The sequence below is a fragment of the Exiguobacterium sp. S22-S28 genome, from assembly GCF_043359615.1.
GTDB lineage: Bacteria > Bacillota > Bacilli > Exiguobacteriales > Exiguobacteriaceae > Exiguobacterium_A.
In genome coordinates this window covers 1-24134 of the sequence record NZ_JBHFFC010000009.1, presented here as the reverse complement: position 1 = coordinate 24134, position 24134 = coordinate 1, and the positions used below count along the sequence as shown (strand labels likewise).

The following is a 24134-nucleotide window of genomic DNA, read 5'->3' as shown; positions in this document are numbered from 1 at the left end:
TTAATGACAACGATAATAGTCAAAAAGATGATTAAACTAGTCATTCCAGAAAAAAACTTGTCAGGAAAAGACATAGACAGATTTCACGAACTAGAAAACGGCATCAAATAATCGTATAGTCATGTATAGAATAATGATGGATTTAACAAATTTTGGTTGAGTTAATTCATTTGTTCATCATAGAGTACGTACCGATGAAGGGGGAAGCAGATGAAGACCGTAAAGCGCAAACTAGAAAATGATTTTAATGAGTTAATGAAGAGTGCGGACACGTTTCCTCGATTCATAGAACAGAGTCGAGCGTTTATTCATAAGTATGACGAAATGGTCATTTGGGCATCGATTGATTTTCAAAGGGATACATCAAATCAACAATACGAAGACCGGCTGAAAGAAGTGCAGCGTGACATCAAACCGCTCTTAGCAGTTTGTAAAAAAAGACTATACGACATCTGTCTCGAGAAGCACGGCGAAGCAATTGAAAATACACGAATGCAAACCATTTTAATGCACCAACAAACATCGTTTTCAGACAAAAATATCTTGATCCGTCAACAAGAGGATGAACAAATTAATCGATACATCCAATTAATCGGGAGTCTGCAATCAATGGATGAAGAAGCTGTCTTGATCCATGATTTAACGGCGTTACTTTTTGAATCCGATGAAGACGTACGCGAGACTGCCTACCGAGCGATTCATTTTTCCTATCAACATCATGCCGAATCACTTCAAACTATTTTTTCAGAGCTGATTCGATTACGCCACGAGAAAGCCAAAAATTTAGAACTTGAAAACTATGTGGCATATGCCTTCATGGAATTGGGGAGGATTGATTACACCTCGAAAGAATGTCTGAAACTGGCATTGGCTGTCCAAAAGCATATTGTACCGTTGAAAGAAGTATTTCAAGAGGAACAAACCAGATTTTTGGGGAAACAACAACTTCGCCCGTGGGATGTTCGGATCTCCCCGTACTCGGACGTCCAAGAGACGGCAAGCACATCTGTTGAAAGTCTGCTGGAGACGGTCGGAACAATATTAAGAAATCTGGATCCATCTTTTCATAAAGTGTTGGAAGAACTTAAATCTCAAAAGCATTTAGATCTTGAAGGAAGAGCCCATAAAGCGGGTGGCGGTTTTTGTGAATTCCTTCCGGAGTCTGAAACGTCGTTTCTTTTCATGAATCGAACACAAACATTTGATGATGTGGTCATTCTCATTCATGAACTGGGACATGCGATCCATCATGATTTAATGAAAGACGCGCCGGACAACTTTCAGCAGATCCCGATGGAAGTAGCGGAGTTCGCAGCGATGACATTCGAACTACTTTCCATGGAGTTTTGGCATCTGGCGATTAAAGATGCAGCACATGTCCGGAAGGCAAAACTCGAGCAATTCAGGCTGGTCATCGAGTTTTTACCTCAAACCATCATCGTCGATCAGTTTCAGGAATGGTTGTATCGAAATCCAGCACATACCGTTGAAGAACGAAATGAACAGTTTGCCTCCTTGCGCGACCGGTTTGACTCCAACGCCATCGACTGGAGTACACTCTCGAGGTGGAAAGGGGAGGAGTGGCTGAGCATCATTCATTTGTTTGAGACACCTTTTTATTACATCGAATACGCGATGGCGCAAATTGCGGCCTTACAGATGTATCGGAAATACAAAGCGCAACCGCAACAAACCATCGAAGCTTTTAAAACAGCGCTCCGCGCGACCCGCACACATTCAGTCAAAGAAGTCTACGCGTTGGCGGGCGTGTCGTTTGATGTCTCTGAACACGAGATGCAAGCACTCATTTGTTTTGTTCAAGAAGAAATCGACAAGTTGCAACATCTTAAAAACCATTAACTATTTTTAAATGCGGGTGTCCTGAAATATATAAGTTCCTGAGTACTGGTAAGCAGCTGTCTGACTCATGTGTGTACAAAAACACCCCCGCTTCCGTGTCAGGAAGTGGGGGTTGTCTCTTTAAACTGCCATGAAAACATCTTCTAACGAGGTGACCTCGATTTTAACTTCGTAAATCTTAACGCGCTGCTCGGTCAATCGTTCGATCAAGAGTGGAATGACTTCCTCCTCGTTCACTTCGATGACGCTGACTGCTTGATCGTGTTTAATAAACTGGACGTCAGTAATCCCGCATTCCTGTAATCTCATCGCGTCCAGTGAGGGATTCGTGCGGAGGTGGACGTGGGTCGTCTCTTTCGCTGCATGTTTTAGTTGTGCCACCGTACCGACTTTGGCAATCATCCCGTCCGTCATGATGGCGACGGTATCACAAATTTTTTCGATCTCCGTCAGATTATGTGATGTCAGGAAAATGGTCTTGCCCTGCTCTTTTAAAGTGAGGATCAACTGTTGAATCAGGATGGCGGACTCCGGATCAAGACCGGATGTTGGTTCGTCGAGGAAAATGAGTTCCGGATTGCCGAGCAAAGCTTGCGCAATACTGATTTTCTTTTTCATCCCGAAGGAAAACGACTTGATTTTTTGTTTTTCGACATGAGGTAAGCCGACTTGTTCCAGCAATTGACTTAACTCGGCTGTGCTTCTGGTATCTCCTTTTAAGGCAGCCATGTACTTTAAAAAATCAAGTGCTTTCATATGTTGGTAAAGGTTTGACGTATCCGGCATGACGCCGATCTTCTGTTTGATCCTCTCCATTTGGTGATGAGTTTCCCCTAAAATCGAGAAGGAGCCGCTCGTCGGTTGAGTGATGCCGGTCAAGATATGAATGAACGTTGACTTGCCGGCACCGTTACGCCCCAGAAAACCAAAGATTTCCCCTTGTGTGACGTGAAGTTGAATCCCTTTCAACACGTCGTTGACGGCATAACGTTTATGTAAATCATTCACTTCAATTGCGAGCATGATTACAAATCCCTTCTGTTAAACATAAAATAAGATGCTGCGAGAAACAGGATGCCGATCACGAACGGTATGACGAGATATCCGTTTGATTCCACGACATAATAGTACGGCAACAGATACTTAAAGGGCAGCAAGTACCAGTTGCTTGAAAAGGCAGCCCAAAATCCGAGAATCGGACAGAGAATCCCGAGTAAGATTCCGACGAACATCGTCAGGCTGGGGCGTGAAATCCAGGTCGATAAAAAGATGTTTAAACACGTGATGAAAAACAGAACGGTGAGGACCGTCAGATAATCGAGTAAAAACCACGACCGGGCATAGAGGGAAACAATCAAAAAACTGATCGAAATGGCACCGATCCAAAATAAAAACGATCCTAAAAACTTACCGAGGATGATATTAAAACGTGATGTTTTACTGACGAGCAGTCGAATGGTTTGATAGTCAATCTCACGGTTGATGATGTCATGCGAAACCGCAAAGACGAACAAGAAACCGAAGAAAAAAATCAAGAACTTGATGCTCGAGGTATAGGCAGCTTGACTGTCGAAATTGCCCAGTAATTCCGGATGGTTGGTCAAATAAGAGGCGGTCACGACCGACGTCAAGGTAAAGAACAGAACAATCGCGACAGACTTAAAGCTTTTAAACGTATGAAAAAACTCATTTTTTAAGATAGCAAGCTTGAACTACCTCCACCTACGTTTCACTTAGAGGTGAAGGATTCCTGAGTTATCCGACCTAACGGTCGAAACCTGATCAGGCTAACCCCGTTGTCCCAACGGTTGAAGAAGCTACGATACGTTCGGCTTCTTGTTTAAGATTCAGTCCTGCGTTCACATCCCGGTCGTGATGGATCCTGCAACTCGGACATATCCATTCACGCAACCCAAGGTGTTTTACATCTTTGTGTTGATGTCCGCAACTCGAGCACAATTGGCTCGAAGCGAAGGTCTTGCCGACCTTCACGACGGTCTTCCCATACCAGTCCGCCTTGTACTCCAACATGCGGAAGAACTCCGACCAGCTGACGTCCGAGATGGCCTTGCTCAACTTACGATTCTTCTGCATGTTCTTCACCTGCAAGGTCTCGATACCGATGATGTCGTGATTTTTGACGATCTCGGTCGATACCTTGTGCAGGAAGTCAGTGCGCTTGTTGGCGATCTTCTCATAGATACGGGCGACCTTCCGCTTCTGCTTCTGATAGTTTCTCGCCTCGGAAAGCGTGACTTTCTTGTTCAAGGCGATGCGTTGACGGCGGGAGAGCTTACGCTGTTCGCGCGCCAGTTTCTTCTCAAGCGAACGGAAGTAACGGTCGTTCTTATAGACCGTGCCGTCCGACAGGATGGCAAAGTTCTTGAGTCCGACGTCGACGCCAACAGATGAACCGGTTTTCGGCAGTTCGTTGCTCTCCTGCTCGACGAGCAGGGAGACGAAATATTTGCCTGAAGCGTTACGTCGGATCGTGGCGTTCAAGATACGGCCTATGACCTTTTTCGAATGGGCGAAACGAACCCATTTCAGCTTTGGAAGTTTGAGCTTGTTGCATCCAATCGAGACTTCAGGAAGCTGGTTTTTGCCTTGGATGTTGGTCTTGTACGACTGGACGGGATGGCGCTTGGACTTGAAACGAGGGCGTTCGTTCTGCTTCTTGAAGAAGCGGTCAAACGCATCAGCAAGATGTTTGACGCTAATCTGAACAGATGTACTATCAACTTCTTTCAACCAGTCGAACTCCTGCTTTAACAAAGGAATTTCTTTGGAACAAGAACCGTAGGACAGTCCTTTTCCAGTGGTCTTGTACATTTCATCCCACTTCGCCAAGAAGTGGTTGAAGATGAAGCGTGAACACCCGATCGTCTTCGCGATCAGGATTTCCTGCTCTTTTGTGGGATAGATTCTGAATTTGTAGGCCTTGTGCTTCAACACCATTTTTCACCTCCTTTAAGGAAAATATACCCGAAAGACAGGCTGTCGATTCATCTCCCACTTTCACTTCGTTTAGAAGTGGGAGTATTCTCGCCTAATTTTGATAAAAACTCCTGTAAATATGTATTTTCGGACTGATTCAACAATTGCGTAATCTCTTACTTTTTTTGAACTTTCGTAACAACTACACCTAGTCCAAATAAAGTCAGACCGGTCAAGATAACGACAAGGATGGTTTTTATGAATGTCACTCCTTCAGCTTTTGTGATGTAGAATATTCGGATTGAAGCTTCAATACCTCTACGATGAATGTGGATAAAAGTTCCATAATTTAAGTGGAAATGTTTTTTGAGATAGAATGTCAGCTAGTCGGTCAGAGATCAAAAAAATCCCCGAAAAAATGGACCGGAAACAAGAGTCCGTTTTTTCGGGGATGAAATGAGGATATGTTTATCCAAATGAAGCAGTTATGTATGTCTGGAGGAAATGACATTGCGTGTTCGGACAGCCATGACTGTACTGATCATGCTGATGAGTGTTCCCGCTACAGCAGTCAAGACAATCAACAGAGATCCGTTAGGTGTCATGAAACCCATTGGAATAAGGCCGATAAAGGATAAAACGATAATCGATTGATAGGCTGCATTGATGACTTTGACCACACCGTTCTCAAAAAAAGACAAGAACATAGGCGGCAAAAACAAGAGAACGACAATCGCAACCGATATACCAAGTGCTTTCGGTTGGTCAAAAGACACCACGCTTTTACCGACGGCATATTGTGCAGCAACCAGTAAAGTGACGACAGCCAAAACCATGGACAGGACAACGAGCGATACTCTTTTTATCATGGATACCCCTCCTTTGCATATTAGGCTAACATACAAAACAATAAATGTAAAATAATGGTTAATGATAAGACGGATGATTTCAGCTGATTTCACCGGTTCGTCCGCAATGGAATTCAATCGTTGTTATATGTCCTGTCACGATTCCGTCCATCGTATAGTAACCGCCGACACTGATTTCGTAGGTTTGATTGGCATCGATTCGCGTTGCTGTATAGCCTTTTTGAATCCAGGTCCCTTTGGTGCGGGATTCGGACGTAACGGAGACCGTATCCGAACAGAGTTGACGTTCGGCACTTTGACTGTAATCGGTCTTAATATCCGCTATGACGTTGATTTCACTTGACTGTTCCGGTTTGACCGCCTGTTTCTCATCCGATGTCAAAGCGATCCTGAACGTACTCCGCTTTTTTGCGATTTTTCTGAACTCCTCGACCGGACGCCAGTCTTCATCCCGAAAGGCATAGATTGGGGCTAACTCTAACTCACCGTCCGGATGACGTTGATTCACGGATTCAATCACGATTTCGTATTGTTGATACAACTCATTTTTTTGCTGCGTCGTTGGTCCCTTTGTCTCAGCAATCGCGTCCGGTGATAGTGGAACCAGTAAAACAAGGGATAATAAAGTAGTATAAACCGTTTTTTTAATCGACATTCGTGTACTCCTTTTTCATGCCATGATTTTTTGATACTGGATCAGCGTCGCGTTGGCAGTCAGCGGTTTCCGGACACCGATTTCAACGTAGCCCATCTTTTCGTACAATAAACACGTTTTCGTCTCTTCGAAGAGACTGGACAGCTCCCATGTCACGGCCTGCGGATAACGGGCTTCCGCGAGCAGCATGGCTTGTTTGGCAAATCCGTTGCCTTGGGCCTCCGGTGCTAGAAACAGCGGACTGATCCGGAAATGAACGTCTTCTTTCCAGCGAATACAGATCGCGCCGACGAGCTGTCCGTCCGCGATGATTTTAAAAAAACAGCCCGCCGGATGATGAATCCGCGCGTAGACCCGGTCAATCGTTTCATTGGCTGGATTCGTGTCGTAATCTTGGTATTTCTTAAGCAAGGGATTGAACGCAGCGACTTGCAGCTCGAATAACGCCAGCGCATCGATGTCGGTTGCCGGTTCCAAATGAATCATCCTAATCCTCCTTTTTTGACTTAATGGGATTATTTTACCATAATGTCATTCGTATGGAATTATTTTTCCTTTTTTGAATAATGTACTGTCCCCGCCTGAAAAAGCCTATGTTATAGTAGATAAGTTAAAAAATACCATCTGCGAATCAAGGGGGAACGAACATGACACGCCAAAAAAATGTCGTCTATAACGTCTTATTAAACGAGACACGAGATCAGGTCCTGATGGTCAAAAATATCGGACCGTCATATTCGTATTACACGTTGCCCGGGGGAACCGTCGAAGCAGGGGAGACGTTACCGGAAGCGGCAATCCGTGAAGCGAAAGAAGAGACCGGTTATGATGTTGCGGTCGGGGAATTGTTACACGTCAGCGAAGCCTTTTTCCCACAAGTCGATGAACACTGTCTGTTCTTCTTTTTCCAGTCGGAGATTCGCGGGGGCGAACTCGGCACGATTTTCCCGGATGAGATTGAGGAAATTTCGTGGGTGACGATTGCGGACGCCGTCCAGTTCATGAACTTGTCGAAAGAATATGAACAGATTTTGACGACGCAACAGACGGTACCGTACGTCTTTAACGGACAAATCACCCATTGAGTGGAGGGACACGCATGCAGATTATCGAAACAACAGATCTCGATACACTGGCTCGGCTGAACCGCTACGTCCATGAACCGCATGTCGCGCAACAGCCGGACTTTTTTAAACCGTACGACTTTGCGACGGTCCGGGCGTTTTTTGCGAAAATGGTCGGGAAGGATCAACATCAGTTTTTAATTGCGGAACTTGACGGAGAAGCGATCGGCTACGTCTGGATCGAGTACCTCCGGCGTCCGGAAAGTGCCTTCAACTTTGCCAATACCAAAGTCCGTGTCCATCATCTTTGTATTGTCGATGACAAACAGCAACAAGGGTTCGGCCGTCAGTTATTGCTTGAAGTGGAGCGACGGGCACTCGCACAAGGTATACATAAGATTGATCTCGATTACTGGATGAGCAACGACGGGGTCGACGTATTTTACGAACGGCTCGGTTTTGAAAAGATGCGGCAAGTCGTCGCAAAATCATTACGTTGAAAGAAGGATCCAAAAATGGATTATACGGATTTGAATTTTATCAAAATCAGGCGAGAATACTCCCACTTCTAAACGTCTAGAGCGAAGCCCTAGTGAAAGTGGGAGATGAATCGCCTTCGGACAAGGCGTGTCTTGCGACACGTCAATTGTCCGACATTTTTTGGTTTAAAGACAATCAAAATCAGGAATTAAATAACTGTCGCGTTCTTTGAAAACTGAAGATATCGGGTTGTGACAGGAAGTTCGTCTGTCACGTAAAATCTTCAACGTTCATCTTGCGGATGACTGAAGTAGCGAAAACCAAGCAGAGTAGGCATCCGCGCAAAAGAAACGGACAAGATGGACTTACAACCGTCGGGACGACGGGGTTAGCCTGATCAATTTTCGACCGTTAGGTCGGACAACTCAGGAATCCTCCACCTCTAAGCGAAGCGTAGGTGGGGGTAGTTCAACTTCGGACTGTTGCATTTGTTTGTTCAGTTCATGGCCGTCCCGGCAGCCATCTACGCGCTGTATTTATTACGTAAAATTGCCAATAAATAAGCGGCACCTTGTTTCCATTGGAGACAAGGTGTTTTATGTTGAACGCGATTATTTCCATTGAAAACAGGGTATTTCAAGTAAGAGCGACGAGTCACGAAAGCCTTGAAACTAGGAGGGATTGGATGTTATTTTTATTCATCGGCTACTACGATGCAGCAAAGATGAATCAGTCCTCGCAGCAAGAGCTCGATGCCGTCATGGAACGCTGTAATGTACCGTTGGAAGATTTTTTTACAAAAACGAACGTTTTGTATGAGTGGCATCCGGGAGCGGAGACGAAACGGGCCCGGCTCCTCGATGGACAGATTAGACGTCAGGACGGACCGGACCCGGACAAAACGGAGCAGATTGGCAGTTTGGTCGTCTTTGAAGCGGTTGATTTGGAGCAGGCCGTCGATTTGGCGTTGCTCCATCCGACGACTCAGATTGAGGAAGCGGAGCAGTACGGTTGGCGGATGGAAGTACGGCCGTTGATTGATCCAAAAGAAGCAGAATAAGACGTCCATCACCATACAACGCATCGATGCGTTGTATGGTTTTGTCATGTTGGGTATAGCAGTTTCATAGTCGATTACTAGAAATCAGAAAGTCAGGTGAAGCAGACGTGTCGATCATTACATTTGAAAACGTCCAGTACAAACACATACTCCGTGGCATCACGGGAGGATTCACGGAAGGCAAAATCACGACGCTCGTCGGACCAAGTGGTGCGGGGAAATCCACCTGCTTAAAGCAGATGAACGGGCTGATCTCACCGGACGGGGGACGGGTTTATTACCGTGGTGAAGATTTAGAACAACTGGACCTCGTTGAACTCCGGAAAAAAATCGGGATGGCGTTTCAAAGCGCACCGATGTTACCGGGAACGGTCGGCGATAACCTCAGCTTACCGAAAACAATTTTTCACGAGACGCTGGCGACAGACGAAGCCAATCGCTTACTGGGATTGGTCGATTTGCATGTCGACCTGAATCAACCGGTCAAAGAATTGTCGGGCGGTGAACGGAGCCGGCTCGCGATTGCGCGGACGCTCGTTAATCGACCAGATGTGTTGTTGCTCGACGAAATCACGTCCAGTCTCGACTTTCGGATGGTCAAGGAAATCGAGCAGCTGATTCAACGGTTGCAACGGGAACTCCAAGTGACCGTCATCTGGATCACGCATGATCTCGATCAGGCACGGCGTGTCAGCGAAGAGGTTTGGTTCCTGAAGGACGGACAACTGCTCGAGCAGGGCAACGTCTCGCTGCTTGAACCAGACGGAGCACGTTCGGACATTCAGGCGTTCCTAAAGGGGGAGTTGTCATGAGTTACGTCCAGTTGGCAACTTCCTTAATTTTCATTGCGATTCCGCTGATTCTCGCCTTTACACTGAAACTCGGTCTCGAAAAAGACATCCTGATCGCGACCGTCCGCTCGATCATTCAACTGCTGATCATCGGCTATATCCTGACATTTGTTTTTGAGAGTGACAGTCCGATTTATATCCTGCTGATGATTCTGTTAATGATTGGTGCGGCGACACTGAACGTCATCCGTAAAGGTGACGGGATTCCCGGCATTCAGTGGATTGTCCTCGCGACATTGATTTCGGTCGAAGTGTTGACGATGGGACTGATGCTCGGATTGAACATCATTCCGTTTGAAGCCCAGCAAGTCATTCCGATCAGTGGGATGGTGATTGGAAACTGTATGATTTTGTCACTCTTATTTCTCAATAAGTTCAAGGACGAGGTCGAACGGGGCGACGAGGTGATCGAACTGATTTTATCGCTCGGCGGTGATACGAAAACAGCCATCGATACAAGTCTCAAGAGTGCCATCCGGACGAGCATGATTCCGACGATTGAAGCGCAGAAGACAATGGGCTTGGTTCAACTGCCCGGAATGATGAGCGGACTGATCATCGGCGGAGCCAATCCGATGGAGGCGGTCCTTTATCAATTGTTGATTTTATTCCTGTTGCTGACGACAGCAGCAACGTCCGCCGTACTCGTCGGTTTCATGTCATACCGGAAACTGTTTAATCAGAAGTCACAGTTCATCGGTTTGACGTACCGCAAGGCGGGTAAGTAAAGGCGTCTTATTTGTCTGGGCATACAAAAAGGGGTGCCGGAATCAAATCCGGCACCCTTTGTCGTATAAAAAAATAAGGAATTCCATGCGACTTGAGCGAGTGGTGAAGTGGTCTCAACGGGCGAGCGCGATGAGATCGACTAGGAGATGGGTCAGCCAAGAACCCCAGATACTGCGTCCCATCTTCAAATAGACGTAATTGAAGATTAAACGGGCGACACCTTGAAGCAAAAGTACGTGGGCGACTGTCGAGAAGAAGGAACCGTCCCAGTAGGAAAAGACATGCATCAAGCCAAAAATGAGTGCACTGATCAGTGAACTGAGTAAGAAGGACAGTCCTTTGCTCCGCAAACCTTCCAAAATGCCGATTCCGAGCAATTCTTCCCCCATCAGCATGAACGGTAACATGAAGATCAATTGATTCAGATGCCCGGCTCCCGGATTGGCGGCCCAATCAAAGCCGATTCCTTTTGCAAGCAATCCGGTCAGCGTGGCGGTGACAAGATAGACGATGGCGCCGACAGGAATCAGCCAAAGTTTCCGTGGACGGGAGAAGGCAATTTTACTATCGGTTTGAAAAGCAATCAGCCACGCCAACCCACCTCCGATGAACAATCCCCACCAGGCCCAGCTGAAAGAAGCGAGGGCATAAAATCCGGCGATCAACAAAACAGCTCCCAGTATTAAACGGACGTTTGTCGTCTGCATCGTCTGTGTTCGATCTGCATCCATATTCAGTTCCTCCTTACATAGCGCGAGGGGCATGGTCAATGTGGGGTTAGGAAGGAAATAGAAGTACAAAATCAATATCAGAGGCAGGTTATATTACATATGGTTAGATATTCCACGTCGGTTTAGGTTCAAAACTAATTTACTTATAATAGACGCGTTAAATATTCATTCAAATTTCGTAAGGATTTAATATCCTTTTAATGGTATTATAGGTGTGTAATATACATAAAAAGGAGAATGGAATGACAACATCATTACTGCAAATTCAACACATGACAAAGACGTATCAACGGGGAACGGAGACGATCCATGCACTCGACGATGTCTCGTTTTCGATGCAAGAAGGGGAATTCATTGCCATCATGGGCACGAGTGGTTCCGGTAAAAGCACCTTGTTGAACATTCTCGGAGCACTTGATCAGCCGACAAGCGGTACGTTGCGGTTGCGGGATGAAGCGCAACGCGAAATCTTCACGGAACCGGCGGCGACCTTGTACCGGCAACAAAACATCGGCTTTATTTTTCAATCGTTCCATTTGCTCGACGATTTGACGGTTTCAGAAAATGTGGCACTGCCGTTGATGCTTGCCGGTACTGATGCGAAGACAATCCGGCAACGGGTAGACCATCTTCTCGAACATGTTGGACTTTCACGATGGGCGAAACATCGGCCGGCCGAACTGTCGGGCGGTCAACAACAACGGGTGGCAATTGCCCGGGCATTGATTACAGAGCCGCCAATCATTTTGGCGGACGAACCGACCGGGAATCTTGATTTCAGGACGTCGACGGAAATCATGACGCTGCTGAAGGCGCTGAACAAAGAACAACAGACCAGCATCCTGCTCGTCACGCATGATGCGCAGGTCGCGTCTTACGCCGACCGGGTGTTGTACTTCCACGACGGACGTATCGTGGCCGATCAGCCGTCGACCGGAGAACTTGGACCAATCATGGAGACGTTCGAGCGTTACGTGAGGTCGGTATGAAGCAGGAGAAACAGCATTTGTTCCGGTTGGCACTGAAATTATACCGGAAAAGTCCGATGATTCTTCTGACCTCAATCGGCAGCGTATTGATTTCGATTTTACTTGTCCTGTCGATGGTCTTGTTCGTTTCGCAAAGCCAGGCGTCGGTTCAAGCCGATATCGAGCGGCTCTACGGCAAGATGGACTTGTCGGTCGGCTATCAAAGTGGACAGACGAATGTCATCGATCAATCCTTTTTGGACCGGTTGACAGGAGATCAACAGACCCGGCAGATTTCACCGATTTTGATTACGAATTTGACGGTCACCGGACAAACGACGGCGGATGTTTATACGATTGGGACAAAAAATGATACGCTCGCCAAAAGCCGCTATCGTTTTAAGCAATCAGTGGGGCGGGGCGAGGTCATTTTGAATGCGGGGCTGGCCAAAGCCTATGATGTCAAAGTAGGACAGACACTCACGATTGCAGGTAACAAGTACAACGTGATTGAAATCCTGCCGGACGCATCAGCGAGCGGAGCAGCACCGGATACGCTAGTGATGTCGTATGCGGATGTCAAAGAATTGAATGCAACCGTCGGGCAAGAAGGTCTTGCGACGTATGTCCTGATTCAGTTGAAAAAGGAGTCGGATGTCGTTGCCTATGCGGATCGACTGACACAAGCCATATCTGGACTACGCGTCGAACTTGCCGAAACCGAAACTTCAAACGTCAACGGTGTCTCGGCGATGCAGATATATGTCGGCATCATTGCCGGACTGATTTTAATCGTCTCCGCGTTTATCCTGATGACGAATTTTGATGTCTTTCTCCGCAAACACCGGTATCAGTTCGCCATCATGCGGACGCTTGGGGCGACGACGCGGCAATTGTTCCAAATCTTCATGATCCAGTCGAGTCTGATTGTCTGCGCCGGAGCTCTGATGGCTTTCTTATTAAGCGGATTGTTTTACAGCATCCTGCAGGAGCAGTGGCGGGAACTGTTTGCATTGAAGGGAGCGGTCATTCCGTTTGATGGGCAACTGGCCTTTTTCGTTACAATCGGCAGCAGCCTGTTAATTCTTTTATTGCTGAGTGGTGCCGCTTACCGCAACCGGCGGATTCTGCCGCTCCATGTCATGCGCCAAAATCATGATGGACCTAAAGCGTCTCGGCTCCGGGAACGTTTCGTTAAATTTTTCGTCGCACTCACAGCAGGGGCGCTGTTATATGCGACGATTCTCGCGCAAACAGACAATCACCGAGCCGGTGGGTATCTCGTGTCGACTATCAGTTTTCTTCTGATGATGTATAGCGCAACGCCCTTGTTACTGCAACGGCTGTTGGTCCGAATTGAACCGTTGCTTCAAAAAGTGGCTGGGCCGACGACGTTTGTGGCTGTTCGGAGTGTCTTGCCGCAAATACGGAAAAACGCGTTGCTGATGTTGATCGTCCAAATCCTGCTGGTTGTTGTTGTCCTCGGTTCAACCTTCCTTGAGACAATCAAACAAAATGAGCTGACCTATCTGAAGACGCAATATCCGACGGAACTGGTCCTGAAAAGCCGCTTGATTGATGGGACAAAAGCTGATCCACTTGAACTGACACAGACGATTGAAGAGGAGCTACCGGAAGCAAAAAGTACGTTCGTTTCTCCGGTAAGTGGACTTGAAATCATAAAATCAAATCACACCATTACCTTAGATTACGCATTGACAGACCTTGAAAAACTTGACGCAATTGGAAAACCCGTTCGCTCTTTAGAAAACGATCAATTCATCGTCTCTAAAGATTTTGCGCAAGCGAATGAGTTGGAAGTTGGTGACCGTCTTGAAGTGGGACGTTTTATTGACGGAGAAACGGGGACCGTCTCGATTGGTCAATTTGAAGTCGGACAGATTGACCCGGACCTACCAACGGACGCCTGGTTCGACTGGCGGTCGTCGATCCGTACTTCTGAAGATCGGATTGGTGCACTGTATATCGATGCAACCGACACGGAGCAGACACAGGGCGTGTTGCAGGAACTGACGACACGTTATCCGACGCTCCAGTTGAACCGGTATGAGACGTCCGTCAACCTGGCGAATCAGCAACTGCAAGAACGATGGATCGTCTTCATCGTCGCGCTGGCTGTCATGAGTGTGTCCGTCTGGTTTGGTCTCGCCAATTCGTTATTGAATTATTTGGCGACGAAACGACGCGAGTATGCGTTACTCCGGACGTTAGTCTTGACTCGTTCGTCCCTCCGACGTTTGATTTTGATTCAAATGCTGATTTTCATCGGTAGCGGCATCGGATTCGGACTCGTCACCGGGATCTGCACCACCTTCTTGATCTCACGCGTCGATGGCGGAAACATCGCACTGGACTTGACGAGTATCAACATGACGGTTGTCGGACTTGTCGTGTTGGTGTTTGGACTGATCTGGTTCACGACAAGGCGGAACCAGGAGAATCTAGTCGAAGAATTGAATGAATGATCACAAAAAACCGTGAACCCGATTCCTGAAAGAGGAATGGATTCACGGCTTTTTTTTATTCTGATAATTTTTCAGCAAGCGGATGAAAAAGAAGAATGCAACCAGCACAAGTAGAATATTCGTTACGAGCGTCAATCGCGGCAGATCAAGGACGGTGGTGTTCAGCAGATTGACGAAAATCAATCCCGCTAATAACAAACGAAAAACTAAAGGGACAGTGCGAGAAGACAAATGATGACCTCCTTTCTTCCCTTGCTTTTCTTCAAAAAGCAGGGGATCTTTAATAAAAAGCGAATTCTGTCTAAAGAGAACAAAACGGAAACGGGGCGTTCGAAATGCGAAAGACGGTACTGGCACTACTCTTATTAGGAATGATCGGCGGCATCGGTTGGTTTTTTCTTGAGCAGGAACAGGATGAGACGTTTGAACAAATCGTACGTGCCCGGGTGACGAAACATGTCGCCGAGCAATATGGCAAAGAAACGATCGTTGCGGTCCGGTCTGCCTATGACAAGACGGCATCTACGAAAGAAGCCCGACATCAGGTCGCCGTCCAACTGAACACCGATCCGCGTGGTGAATATCAGGTGTTTCGACTGGCGAAGCAGCAAGTCGTCTTTATTGGACGTACCCGCTCCTTACCGGAACGGGAATGAGTCACGCGCTTCAGTCTTCCTGCATCCGTAAACGGAAGTAGGAGACAAGCGTCGGGACAGCGATCACTAAAACGACAGCCGTTGCGAGCAGGAGCGGTACGGTATCGAGCGCAACGTATGTGATGATAGCTGCTACAATCAGTCCGGTTCGAAGGACATTCAATCGAAATGGTGCAGTTGGAACATCCTGATCAGGTACCATGTATGACATCCGGTATTTAAAGTAGAAGTGGATCAACAGTCCAAGTTGGATGACTAACAGAAAGGTCGAATCAGATCGTTCAAAAAATATGGCATAAATCGTCATTACAGTGACGAGCAGATACAAACTAGTCGCTAAAAACAGACGTTTTTTCAAAACTGGTCCTCCTTTTGGTTATGTAGGTTATTCTTAGTATACGTCTAGTCCACCTAAATGTTCCCAAAAGTCTCAAATTAAACAGTGTGTCATTAAACGATGTAAGGAGAGAGCGCAATGTATTACGGATTACTCACGAAGTTCACGGCACAAGCCAATGAGGGAGAACGATTGATTGAACTACTGTTAGAAGCAGCATCGTCTCTTGAGTACGTGGCGGATTGTCTGCAGTATACCGTCAGTACGACAGGTGAAACTGATACCGTGATGGTTCGGGAAATTTGGACGGACCAAGCGGCACATGCAGCGTCTTTGCAGTTGCCGGCGACCCGGCAATTGATTGAACAGGCACGACCGATTCTGTTGCATGTCGAACGGGTGCTTGAAGATCAGCCGCATGGGGGAAAAGGATTAAAATGATTTTTCCATAAAAAGGGAACTTTTATTGGCAGGACGCGTAATCCCTTATGAGGTGAGCAGATGAACAAACAAGAACGGATCCAAATCATTCAGACCATTCGTAAGCGCATAAAACCAGTGCGAATGGTCTCTGCCTGTTTTGCAGCGATTGGATTCCTAATCCTATTTTTAACCGATCAGCCTGTGTGGTCGATTTTTCTGATCGTTTTCGCTTTGATTCTTTTCGGTGTATCTTCACGAAAGGAGTGTCTCGAAATCTGTCGGATGTTTCTGATTTGCACATATACTATTGGTACTTGGCTAGTTCGGTAATAATCATAATGACAGTCGTCGTCGAAACCAACTTAGATCACCGCGTTAGACAAGCTGACCCGGAGCAACCGTTAAGCAACGAATACCGGTAATGAAATTCATCTGTTGAAAAAAAGTATCCGCGATAGCCGGATGCTTTTTCTTGTGTTCAACTGACGACATAAGCAGGCAAATCGCTTTCCCGTCCATCTCTGACATATGATAGGAACGACTCGTACAAAAGGAGGGCTTCTTATTCTGGCCATTATCATTGGATTAATCATCGGGATCCTCGTTCCCGTTCAAACGAGTGTTAACACACGGCTGCGTGGAATCGTCGGTTCACCATTCCTTGCGTCCTTGCTATCCTTCAGCATCGGGACGGTTTTTTTGATCGTGCTGACGCTGTTCGTCGAACGCAATTTCAGTCTGAATCCGGGCATTTGGTCGGAACCCGGCTGGATTTGGATCGGCGGCGTGCTCGGTGTCATCTTTTTAACTGGAAACATTCTGCTCTTTCCGCGAATCGGCGGTGTCCAGACGGTGATCATGCCGATTTTTGGACAGGTGCTGATGGGGCTGCTGATTGACAACTTCGGTTGGTTTTCTACCAATTCCACACCGCTTTCGTCCACAAGACTAATCGGTGCGGGATTTGTTTTACTTGGTGTTGTCGGAACCGTTGCGCTCGGCGATTGGCTTGCGAAACGCCGGCATCCGGAACAGGCCAAGCCGGTCGATTCGACGCTTTACGGTTGGCGAATTCTCGGTGTCGTCATGGGAATGATGAGTGCCGCCCAAGCCGCGATCAACGGACATCTTGGTGTGGTGCTCGATTCCGCCATTAAAGCAGCGTTGATTTCCTTTATCGTCGGCACGGTGACATTATTGCTTGTAAACGTGATCGTCCGGACGAAGTGGCAGTTCAACCGGTCACTTCCGACTCCGTGGTGGATTTGGATTGGCGGGTTGATCGGCGCCTTGTTCATCGCCGGGAATGCTGTGATCGTCCCGCTCGTCGGAACAGGCGTTGCTGTCGTCATCGTGACAATCGGCCTTCTGACCGGCAGTCTGCTGATTGACCGGTTCGGTTTGTTTGGCGCAGCGAAAACGCCGGTCACCGGTGTTCAACTGGTCAGTCTTGGTCTGATGATTGTCGGAATCGTCCTGATCCGGCTCTAATCAAACATACTCCCTTCCAATGACGGAAGGGAGCATTTTTTAGTTCAGTTCGACTTTGACGGTTGTTGGTTTCGGGAAGGCTGGACTTGACGCATACATGACGAAAACGTGCTGATCGGCTGGCACTTCATAAACAAAATCAATCCGTGACCGCAGTGGAGGATAATATTGGAATGCATTCTTCCACGCTTTTTCGTTTCGGTTGACGTAATCGATTTGTTCGTATTCGATTCCGTCAGGTGCTTGTAAGGTAAACGTATTTGGCCGATATTCCATGAAACTTCCGTCATAATCGTCGAATGTGTCTTGAAAAATCAACGGCAACGTGACCAATTGGTAGCCGTTGCGCGGTTTTAACTTTAACTCTTTGGGCGGATTTGGCAACAGACTGTCCACATGAAACACTGATTTTTTTTGATTTGGATCACCGGGATAGGTCTGAACGACACCTTTGTTCATCATCTGTTTGACCGCTTTTTCGTCTTGATCCGTCAACACCTTTGTTACCGGACGCAATTCGATTTTGACCGTGACCGTTCTCGGGAATGCATCATCCGACGCATACAGGACCAATACTTTTTCGTCTTCCGGTACTTGATAGACGAGATCAACATGTGATTTTTCGCCCGAAACATACTGATAGCTGAACTTCCAGGCTTTTTCATTACGATTGACATAATCAACCGGCAAGTACTCTTTCCCGTCAGGAGCGGTCATCGCATAGGTGCTCGGTCGATAATTGGATACGGTACCTTTTGAGCGGGGATCCTGATTTTGTTGCATCATCGCTGGAACCGTCACAAAACGGTAGCCGGGTTTTTCTTTTAAATCCAATTCTTTTGGTGTCTCGATGAGCGGATCGACATAAAAGAACTGATTGCTGATCTGTTCTCCGCCCGGAGTCGTCTGTACCATACCTTTTTTCATCAGTTTCTTGATTTTTTTGTCAGTTTCCGACTGCGAAACGGCTGCTGTTTTCTTCGACTCATTTTGTCTTACATCAGCGATTTTCGCACCTGTCGTTTGAACGGTAGGCGGCTTCGCCTGCGTCTGTTTTGGTGTTTGCGTGATATCTTCGTTTGAGGCAAACAAGAACAGACTGGAAACGCCAGCGACTAAGGCGACGCCGATCGAGCCGAGTGCCAGTTTAAAACGACGTTCCGTTGCCTCAGCATTGACGACGACGCCACCAATCACAGCATTCGGCGTAATCCGGACCGCCCGTTGCGCCGGCAGTAAGGCACCGAGGACACCGGTCACGACCGGGATGAACAGCATCACGCTGAGGAACAAGAGCTCGTTGATCGGGAACTGATTGTAGACATATCCGATCATAGCGAGCGCAATCAGGAGACCAATCAGACCGGCGAATAAACCGGTTAACATACCTTCCGTCAGGACAAGGAGCCGGATCCAACCGTCGCGCCAACCTGTTGCTTTTAAGACGGCGAGTTGCGGTTTCCGCTCATTGACGTTTTGCCACATGATTTCCGTCGTCGTCAGGATGGCGATCAAGAGGGCGACTGCCATCGCGACGTAGTGCATTGTCCCGACCTCAAGCGCGACATATTCTCCGAGCCAGGTCGCATATAAGACGCCTTTCAGTCGGAACGTCACGAAGAGAAAGAAGATGAACAGACTGGTCGGTAGGGCGATCGCGACGATTGATAACAAGGTCCGTTGCCAATACGTGAACAACTGATTGAGACTCATCCCGAAAATCGATTGCGAGCGAACGAGTCGACGGCCTTTTGAGACTTCACCGGAGCGCATGCTCTCAAAAGGCTGAATACGACGAATTAAGCTCATCGGGACAAGTGTCCCGCCCCAGTAAATCAACAGACCGGCGAGACTGATCAGCAAAATCCGACCAAGCGCAATCGGATGATCCGTCGTCAGCCAGAACGACCCGAGAATCGTCCAGGAAATGAGGGCGACGAAGGTACCGAGTAGCGTCGCTTCCAAAAACAGCAGCTTTGACAACTGACGCGGACGCCAGCCGAGCGACAGTAAAATCGCAAATTCTTTTTTGCGGGCATACAGCAAGATGATATTCGAACTGAAGACATAAACGAGGGCGACCGCAATCACACTCGCGATGACACCGCTCATGCCGACTTTCGCCTCTTGAAAAATCGCCATCGAGGAACCGAGCTTGATCCACGGCTGCTGGACCCAACCTAAAGCGGGTTCATTTTTTAAGCCGGGCAGGTGGGTCAGGGCGAGTTGCGGGGAGGATCCGAGTGTCACATCGGTAATCAGTCCCGTCTTGTCTTCAATCTCTTGCGCGACAGCCTGCAATTTTTTTTCGCTTGTTTCATTCATGGCTTCGACCCCTTTGACGTTGACCCGGATGGCCGAAATGGCTTTATCACCACGGAGCTTGAACGCCGCATCCAGTGTCGTCAGCATCGACGGTGGTTTCGTCAGGAAGTCATACGGATCATTTGTCGGCTTAACGTCGCGGACCGGATTAACGGGGCGTTCGTTTTTGTCCATGACCCATTGGGCTTTCGCCGGGAAGTACGTCTCCATCGGCAGCTCGGTTAATGGATCCTTTGAAATGTTCAGCTTCAGTGGATCAAAGACACCGATGAAATTTAACTTCATCTTCGGTACGGATTTTAAATTGATCGACGTATCACCAAACGTTCGTGCTTTTCGATACATCGTTCGTTTTGCCAATTGAATGTCTTCCGGAACTTCCTGTGGTGTGACCTGATACGCAAACGGCCAACGGGTAGCATAGGGACTGGTCAGTGTCTGGTATTCGACGGCAGACGGCTTTAAATACATCCAATCGAAGCTTCCGGTTGGTTTAGACGGGACCGTTCCTTTTAAAATATCGTGGACGAGCTCTTTCGAGGTTTCACTCGTCGTGATCTTGTACACCTTAGCGGGGTGCACCGGAAGTGTCTTCAGATACGATGCGCCACCTTTTTTCATGATGGCATTGACGGTCTCGGTCATCGAATCATTAACCAAAGGAATGTCTACTTTTTCGTAACGATATTTACGGTAGGCATCGACGTATTCGTGACTATTTAAAATCAATGGAATATTCCATACATCGTCTCCGTTATCCGTCGCGATGTCGTCTTTTGTGAAATAACGGCTGTGTGCCGCTTTTTTTGTTGCTTGGTCAAGACCGACGAGTTTTGCTTCTGCTTCCGGATCAATTCCGGCAAGCATGGTGGCACTGCCGAACTCCATCAGCGGTTGTTTTCCTAAGGCTTGCGGTGAAATATCCCGGTTCAAGCCATCCCCCTCGGAAGGAGACCATCCGGCACCTAAGAAGGATGAACTGGATTGTTGTTCTTTCTGTAAACCGGTATCCTGAACGTCTTGAATGGTGATTTTATAGAAGCCTTGTTCTTTGAAATCGAATGTCCCAATCTGGGCATCCGCATAATAATTCCCGATCATCGCGATCGGAGCTGCGACTTCGACATCAGCCATTTCTTGAATCGTTTTATATTGTTTCATCGTAATGCCGCCGTCAAGCCCGCTCATATAGTTCGGCTCAAGCAGCTTCAAGTCTTCCGTCACACTGCGGCTGTCCGGCGGACGAACGACGATATCATAGGAGGAACCCCAGCGTTTCTGCAGTTCATCAACGACGGTGCCGTTGCTCGCTTGCGTCGTCCCGATCAGATAACTGAGTCCCGTACTGACGATCAAGACGCCGACGAGGAGTAGGATGAACCGCTCCTTGTTGCGCCACCAGGAATTCCAAATAAAAGAGATCATTTCAATCACACTCCTTCGGCATGCATGTAAGTAAAAACACACCTGACGCCGTGGAAGCATCAAGCGTGTTGAAGTTAATCGACTTCGATTTTAACGGTATGTGTTTTAGCGAATGCATCACTTGAGGCAAACAGAACAAAGGTTTTTTTGTTAATCGGTACTTGATAGACGACATCCACTTGTGAACGGTACGGGGCAAAATACTGATGGGTATTTTTCCATGCTTTTTCGCTCCGGTTGACGTAATCGACGGATTCGTATTCTTTTCCGGTTTCGTCTTTCAGTGTAAAGCGGTTGGGTTTATACACGCTGTACCCACCATCGTGATGAGAAGTATCTTCCATGATAAAAGGAACCGTGATAAACCGATGTCCATCCTTTGCCACTAAATTCAATGACTTGGGTGGAGCGCTTAACAAGCGGTCGACACGGAACGTCGATTTCGAGAGACTAGGATCTCCTGGATAGGTTTGGACAAGACCTTGTTTCATCAGTTTGGCAATCGAGAGTGTTTTCGGTGTGACCGTTTGACTGACGCCCGCTTGTTTCTTTTCGCTTGCAACCGAGGGAATGTTATCTTTAAAGACATCTGTCGTTGAAGCAACCAATCCGAAAGTACCGACGACGAGACATGATGCTGTGATCAATGAAAGCTTGTTCTTGGCAGACCATTTCATGTGACACGCTCCTTTAAAAAAGTGTGGTAATAATTATCAGAATAGTTAAACAAAATATACTGTTAATTGTTCCCAAATGCAATGATTTCGTAATAATACTTCAGAATAAGAAGAATCTATTTCCCTTTTTTATGGAACTATTTTGTCGCATCAACGTATTTTAGAAAGTAAGTCCCTTAACCTGTAAAAAGGAAAAATGAATAACTGCGAGGATTCAAATAAGCAACGACTGTCAAAGGAGGAGAAATCATGATTTTTATCGGAATTTTTGTAGTAGTCGGGATAATTGTTACGATTTTAGCGAAACGACGGGGGTACCGTGACCGTACACATGACGATCGGGCGTATAATTCAAACGATCATGAAATGGATATTCATCACCGGAACGACCCACCTTCTTGGTGAATCGAAGCTTTGTGAGGGGAGGATGGTCTATGATCGTCGATTCCCTTTTTTTCATAAAAGAGATTATTACCTCCTAAAAAATGTATAGTGAAGTAAGAGGGGGGAAGATTCATGAAAACGAAACAAGAACGAACGTCGTTCATTCAGGAAGCAAAGCGACAACTCATGAAACAACGGATACTGAGTGCCTTATTATATGGGACAAGCATCGTATTGATCGTCGCCAACCGAGGTTCCTACTGGCCGTTTGCCGTGCTCGTCGTCGCCTTGGTACTGATTGCACGGCTCCACTCACAAGAAGTGAACCGAGATATGGCACTGACGGAAAATCGGAACATGAAGCGGATCATCCAAGTCCAGTACGTGATTGATTATTGTTTCATCGTATTGGTCGGTCTGTTCCTGCCGGTCGTATTGAACTTGAGCTTGCCGTTCTTCACAAGTATCGGTGTTTATCTTTTACTCGCCGTCGCACTCTTGATGACCGATTCAATCCTTGAACGTCGCGGGAAGAAACTGGATCCCGAGCATCCGACGAAAAGAGAGTTACGGACCTATCCGAAGACGTGGAAAAAGCTGAAGACCTAAATGGGGGCATATCAATGCAAGGAACAAACGAAATTTACAATTCATTATCCGAAAATGAAACACTGCGCGAGCAGTTAATGCTCGTCGACCGGCTCGGACTGCCGGATGGCTGGATTTGCGCCGGCTATATCCGGTCCTTGATCTGGGGACTGACTTTGACGGAGAAACAGGACATCGATGTCGTTTATTTTGACGCGTCAGACGTCTCGGAAGCGACGGAAAAACACTATGAAGCGTTATTGAAATCAAGAAAGCCGCTACCATGGTCGGTCAAAAATCAAGCCCGGATGCATCTGAAAAACGAGTTGCCACCGTATACGTCGACGTGCGACGCCGTCGCTCATTTTCCGGAGACGGTGACGGCGATTGCCGCAGCGACGAGAAATGATCAGTTTCAGTTATATCTGGCATACGGCGCAGAAGATTTACATACCCGGACGATTCGTCCAACCCCGCTGTTTTCAAAAGGATTACCGCGCCACGCCATCTTTCAACAACGGGTGACCGATAAAGGCTGGGACAAGCGGTCTGATTTACGGATCGCCTGTCAGTTTGAAACGAACAGCTGAGACCTATCGAACAGGAGGGGGAAGATGAACTTTCGAAAGATGCTGCTTGTCAGTCTGGGCGCGCTGATCGTATTTTACATATTCAGAGAACCTGATCCGCCGCCAGACTATCAAAAGAAATTCAACGAATCCATCGAGACAGTGCTGAAACTCGAGAATCAAGAACTTATTCGTCAGAACGAGGCACCCATCGAGCGGAAAGAGACCGGTATCGAGGTGAGTGACGACGGGGACTGGATTGAATTATATTATGATGTGCCGGGCACAGCGACGGACCAGAAACCGCCGCAGCACAGTATATATCAACAGCAGGGGGACCAGTACGTCCGGATTGAAGACCCGAAGACCGTCTACCGGAAACTCGACAAGGCAAAAACGACCTATCTCGAGAATTTAGGAATCAAGTGAAAAAACGTCTATTATCCGTTCGGTACCAATGTAGCATCTCACCTCCAAAAGAGACATACAGGCGAAATTTTTTAACAGGTATACGTTTGAAACAGCGGGAAAAAGTTATCAAACCTCATGAATGTAAACGCCCCCTACCT

The 24134-nt window shown here is 47.2% G+C and carries 26 protein-coding genes; 15 read left to right on the top strand and 11 right to left on the bottom strand.

The window, feature by feature from the left end:
• Positions 1-324 precede the first annotated feature (324 nt).
• Positions 325-1860, top strand: a complete 1536-nt coding sequence (locus ACHA8N_RS02845; protein WP_393964628.1) for a M3 family metallopeptidase — start codon at positions 325-327, stop codon at positions 1858-1860.
• A 120-nt stretch (positions 1861-1980) separates the two neighbouring features.
• Here ACHA8N_RS02845 and ACHA8N_RS02840 read toward each other — a convergent pair whose 3' ends face one another.
• The 6 genes from ACHA8N_RS02840 to ACHA8N_RS02815 form a co-directional block, all read right to left on the bottom strand.
• Positions 1981-2883, bottom strand: coding sequence for an ABC transporter ATP-binding protein (locus ACHA8N_RS02840; RefSeq protein ID WP_393964627.1), 903 nt, complete (start codon positions 2881-2883; stop codon positions 1981-1983).
• A gap of 2 nt (positions 2884-2885) precedes the next feature.
• Positions 2886-3491, bottom strand: a complete 606-nt coding sequence (locus ACHA8N_RS02835; RefSeq protein ID WP_393964626.1) for a hypothetical protein — start codon at positions 3489-3491, stop codon at positions 2886-2888.
• A 151-nt stretch (positions 3492-3642) separates the two neighbouring features.
• Positions 3643-4815 carry an IS200/IS605 family element RNA-guided endonuclease TnpB gene (gene tnpB / locus ACHA8N_RS02830; protein WP_393964640.1) on the bottom strand — a complete coding sequence of 391 codons (1173 nt, stop codon included), beginning with the start codon at positions 4813-4815 and terminating at the stop codon, positions 3643-3645.
• A 467-nt stretch (positions 4816-5282) separates the two neighbouring features.
• Positions 5283-5666, bottom strand: a complete 384-nt coding sequence (locus tag ACHA8N_RS02825) for a hypothetical protein (RefSeq protein ID WP_393964625.1) — start codon at positions 5664-5666, stop codon at positions 5283-5285.
• Positions 5667-5745: 79 nt separating this feature from the next.
• Positions 5746-6321 carry a hypothetical protein gene (locus ACHA8N_RS02820; protein WP_393964624.1) on the bottom strand — a complete coding sequence of 192 codons (576 nt, stop codon included), beginning with the start codon at positions 6319-6321 and terminating at the stop codon, positions 5746-5748.
• Between the two features lie 15 nt (positions 6322-6336).
• A complete protein-coding gene (locus ACHA8N_RS02815) occupies positions 6337-6807 on the bottom strand; it encodes a GNAT family N-acetyltransferase (protein ID WP_393964623.1) in 471 nt (156 codons plus the stop codon).
• 161 nt (positions 6808-6968) lie between these two features.
• Between ACHA8N_RS02815 and ACHA8N_RS02810 the strand changes: the two genes are divergently transcribed.
• The 5 genes from ACHA8N_RS02810 (at position 6969) to ACHA8N_RS02790 (ending at position 10504) form a co-directional block, all read left to right on the top strand.
• Positions 6969-7406 (top strand): NUDIX domain-containing protein, encoded by a 438-nt coding sequence (locus ACHA8N_RS02810; RefSeq protein WP_393964622.1) that lies wholly within the window; start codon positions 6969-6971, stop codon positions 7404-7406.
• Positions 7407-7420: 14 nt separating this feature from the next.
• Positions 7421-7885 (top strand): GNAT family N-acetyltransferase, encoded by a 465-nt coding sequence (locus tag ACHA8N_RS02805; protein ID WP_393964621.1) that lies wholly within the window; start codon positions 7421-7423, stop codon positions 7883-7885.
• A 665-nt stretch (positions 7886-8550) separates the two neighbouring features.
• Positions 8551-8925 carry a YciI family protein gene (locus ACHA8N_RS02800; protein ID WP_393964620.1) on the top strand — a complete coding sequence of 125 codons (375 nt, stop codon included), beginning with the start codon at positions 8551-8553 and terminating at the stop codon, positions 8923-8925.
• Between the two features lie 107 nt (positions 8926-9032).
• Complete coding sequence (locus ACHA8N_RS02795) at positions 9033-9737, top strand: ABC transporter ATP-binding protein (protein WP_393964619.1); 705 nt, start codon at positions 9033-9035, stop codon at positions 9735-9737.
• Positions 9734-10504 (top strand): ABC transporter permease, encoded by a 771-nt coding sequence (locus tag ACHA8N_RS02790; protein WP_393964618.1) that lies wholly within the window; start codon positions 9734-9736, stop codon positions 10502-10504. Before ACHA8N_RS02795 ends, ACHA8N_RS02790 begins: the two co-directional genes overlap by 4 nt.
• Before the next feature lie 114 nt (positions 10505-10618).
• On the opposite strand, the gene ACHA8N_RS02785 is transcribed toward ACHA8N_RS02790, so the two are convergent.
• Positions 10619-11236 carry a CPBP family glutamic-type intramembrane protease gene (locus ACHA8N_RS02785; protein WP_393964617.1) on the bottom strand — a complete coding sequence of 206 codons (618 nt, stop codon included), beginning with the start codon at positions 11234-11236 and terminating at the stop codon, positions 10619-10621.
• 242 nt (positions 11237-11478) lie between these two features.
• Here ACHA8N_RS02785 and ACHA8N_RS02780 point away from each other — a divergent pair, with 242 nt between their 5' ends.
• Positions 11479-12225, top strand: coding sequence for an ABC transporter ATP-binding protein (locus ACHA8N_RS02780; protein WP_393964616.1), 747 nt, complete (start codon positions 11479-11481; stop codon positions 12223-12225).
• Between the two features lie 26 nt (positions 12226-12251).
• The gene (locus tag ACHA8N_RS02775; RefSeq protein ID WP_393964615.1) at positions 12252-14690 is read left to right on the top strand and encodes an FtsX-like permease family protein; all 2439 of its coding nucleotides are present in this window, start codon (positions 12252-12254) and stop codon (positions 14688-14690) included.
• Between the two features lie 42 nt (positions 14691-14732).
• Here the strand turns inward: ACHA8N_RS02775 and ACHA8N_RS02770 are convergent, their stop codons facing one another.
• Positions 14733-14921 carry a hypothetical protein gene (locus tag ACHA8N_RS02770; protein ID WP_147511200.1) on the bottom strand — a complete coding sequence of 63 codons (189 nt, stop codon included), beginning with the start codon at positions 14919-14921 and terminating at the stop codon, positions 14733-14735.
• A 104-nt stretch (positions 14922-15025) separates the two neighbouring features.
• Here ACHA8N_RS02770 and ACHA8N_RS02765 point away from each other — a divergent pair, with 104 nt between their 5' ends.
• The gene (locus ACHA8N_RS02765) at positions 15026-15346 is read left to right on the top strand and encodes a hypothetical protein (protein WP_147511199.1); all 321 of its coding nucleotides are present in this window, start codon (positions 15026-15028) and stop codon (positions 15344-15346) included.
• Between the two features lie 10 nt (positions 15347-15356).
• Here ACHA8N_RS02765 and ACHA8N_RS02760 read toward each other — a convergent pair whose 3' ends face one another.
• Positions 15357-15704: a hypothetical protein gene (locus tag ACHA8N_RS02760; protein ID WP_393964614.1), complete on the bottom strand. Its 348-nt coding sequence runs from the start codon at positions 15702-15704 to the stop codon at positions 15357-15359.
• 117 nt (positions 15705-15821) lie between these two features.
• Between ACHA8N_RS02760 and ACHA8N_RS02755 the strand changes: the two genes are divergently transcribed.
• Positions 15822-16124 carry a putative quinol monooxygenase gene (locus tag ACHA8N_RS02755; RefSeq protein WP_393964613.1) on the top strand — a complete coding sequence of 101 codons (303 nt, stop codon included), beginning with the start codon at positions 15822-15824 and terminating at the stop codon, positions 16122-16124.
• 510 nt (positions 16125-16634) lie between these two features.
• Positions 16635-17597 (top strand): DMT family transporter, encoded by a 963-nt coding sequence (locus tag ACHA8N_RS02750; RefSeq protein WP_393964612.1) that lies wholly within the window; start codon positions 16635-16637, stop codon positions 17595-17597.
• Positions 17598-17636: 39 nt separating this feature from the next.
• Here the strand turns inward: ACHA8N_RS02750 and ACHA8N_RS02745 are convergent, their stop codons facing one another.
• Positions 17637-21347 (bottom strand): ABC transporter permease, encoded by a 3711-nt coding sequence (locus ACHA8N_RS02745; RefSeq protein ID WP_393964611.1) that lies wholly within the window; start codon positions 21345-21347, stop codon positions 17637-17639.
• 74 nt (positions 21348-21421) lie between these two features.
• The gene (locus ACHA8N_RS02740; protein ID WP_393964610.1) at positions 21422-22024 is read right to left on the bottom strand and encodes a hypothetical protein; all 603 of its coding nucleotides are present in this window, start codon (positions 22022-22024) and stop codon (positions 21422-21424) included.
• Between the two features lie 249 nt (positions 22025-22273).
• Between ACHA8N_RS02740 and ACHA8N_RS02735 the strand changes: the two genes are divergently transcribed.
• From ACHA8N_RS02735 to ACHA8N_RS02720, 4 genes are all read left to right on the top strand, one after another.
• Positions 22274-22429 carry a hypothetical protein gene (locus tag ACHA8N_RS02735; protein ID WP_167498345.1) on the top strand — a complete coding sequence of 52 codons (156 nt, stop codon included), beginning with the start codon at positions 22274-22276 and terminating at the stop codon, positions 22427-22429.
• A 111-nt stretch (positions 22430-22540) separates the two neighbouring features.
• Complete coding sequence (locus ACHA8N_RS02730; protein ID WP_393964609.1) at positions 22541-23017, top strand: hypothetical protein; 477 nt, start codon at positions 22541-22543, stop codon at positions 23015-23017.
• Positions 23018-23031: 14 nt separating this feature from the next.
• A complete protein-coding gene (locus ACHA8N_RS02725; RefSeq protein WP_393964608.1) occupies positions 23032-23586 on the top strand; it encodes a nucleotidyltransferase family protein in 555 nt (184 codons plus the stop codon).
• A 24-nt stretch (positions 23587-23610) separates the two neighbouring features.
• The gene (locus tag ACHA8N_RS02720) at positions 23611-23994 is read left to right on the top strand and encodes a hypothetical protein (RefSeq protein ID WP_393964607.1); all 384 of its coding nucleotides are present in this window, start codon (positions 23611-23613) and stop codon (positions 23992-23994) included.
• The last annotated feature ends 140 nt before the right edge of the window (positions 23995-24134 follow it).

Excerpts from the sequence above, each read along its gene's own strand:
- ACHA8N_RS02730 (WP_393964609.1), top strand. The coding sequence starts at position 22,541 with ATGAAAACGAAACAAGAACGAACGTCGTTCATTCAGGAAGCAAAGCGA.
- ACHA8N_RS02840 (WP_393964627.1), bottom strand. The coding sequence starts at position 2,883 with ATGCTCGCAATTGAAGTGAATGATTTACATAAACGTTATGCCGTCAAC.
- ACHA8N_RS02820 (WP_393964624.1), bottom strand. The coding sequence starts at position 6,321 with ATGTCGATTAAAAAAACGGTTTATACTACTTTATTATCCCTTGTTTTA.
- ACHA8N_RS02790 (WP_393964618.1), top strand. The coding sequence starts at position 9,734 with ATGAGTTACGTCCAGTTGGCAACTTCCTTAATTTTCATTGCGATTCCG.
- ACHA8N_RS02750 (WP_393964612.1), top strand. The coding sequence starts at position 16,635 with ATGATAGGAACGACTCGTACAAAAGGAGGGCTTCTTATTCTGGCCATT.
- ACHA8N_RS02810 (WP_393964622.1), top strand. The coding sequence starts at position 6,969 with ATGACACGCCAAAAAAATGTCGTCTATAACGTCTTATTAAACGAGACA.
- ACHA8N_RS02785 (WP_393964617.1), bottom strand. The coding sequence starts at position 11,236 with ATGGATGCAGATCGAACACAGACGATGCAGACGACAAACGTCCGTTTA.
- ACHA8N_RS02720 (WP_393964607.1), top strand. The coding sequence starts at position 23,611 with ATGAACTTTCGAAAGATGCTGCTTGTCAGTCTGGGCGCGCTGATCGTA.
- ACHA8N_RS02765 (WP_147511199.1), top strand. The coding sequence starts at position 15,026 with ATGCGAAAGACGGTACTGGCACTACTCTTATTAGGAATGATCGGCGGC.
- ACHA8N_RS02800 (WP_393964620.1), top strand. The coding sequence starts at position 8,551 with ATGTTATTTTTATTCATCGGCTACTACGATGCAGCAAAGATGAATCAG.
- ACHA8N_RS02735 (WP_167498345.1), top strand. The coding sequence starts at position 22,274 with ATGATTTTTATCGGAATTTTTGTAGTAGTCGGGATAATTGTTACGATT.
- ACHA8N_RS02815 (WP_393964623.1), bottom strand. The coding sequence starts at position 6,807 with ATGATTCATTTGGAACCGGCAACCGACATCGATGCGCTGGCGTTATTC.
- ACHA8N_RS02725 (WP_393964608.1), top strand. The coding sequence starts at position 23,032 with ATGCAAGGAACAAACGAAATTTACAATTCATTATCCGAAAATGAAACA.
- ACHA8N_RS02845 (WP_393964628.1), top strand. The coding sequence starts at position 325 with ATGGTCATTTGGGCATCGATTGATTTTCAAAGGGATACATCAAATCAA.
- ACHA8N_RS02755 (WP_393964613.1), top strand. The coding sequence starts at position 15,822 with ATGTATTACGGATTACTCACGAAGTTCACGGCACAAGCCAATGAGGGA.
- ACHA8N_RS02780 (WP_393964616.1), top strand. The coding sequence starts at position 11,479 with ATGACAACATCATTACTGCAAATTCAACACATGACAAAGACGTATCAA.
- ACHA8N_RS02745 (WP_393964611.1), bottom strand. The coding sequence starts at position 21,347 with ATGATCTCTTTTATTTGGAATTCCTGGTGGCGCAACAAGGAGCGGTTC.
- ACHA8N_RS02740 (WP_393964610.1), bottom strand. The coding sequence starts at position 22,024 with ATGAAATGGTCTGCCAAGAACAAGCTTTCATTGATCACAGCATCATGT.
- ACHA8N_RS02805 (WP_393964621.1), top strand. The coding sequence starts at position 7,421 with ATGCAGATTATCGAAACAACAGATCTCGATACACTGGCTCGGCTGAAC.
- ACHA8N_RS02825 (WP_393964625.1), bottom strand. The coding sequence starts at position 5,666 with ATGATAAAAAGAGTATCGCTCGTTGTCCTGTCCATGGTTTTGGCTGTC.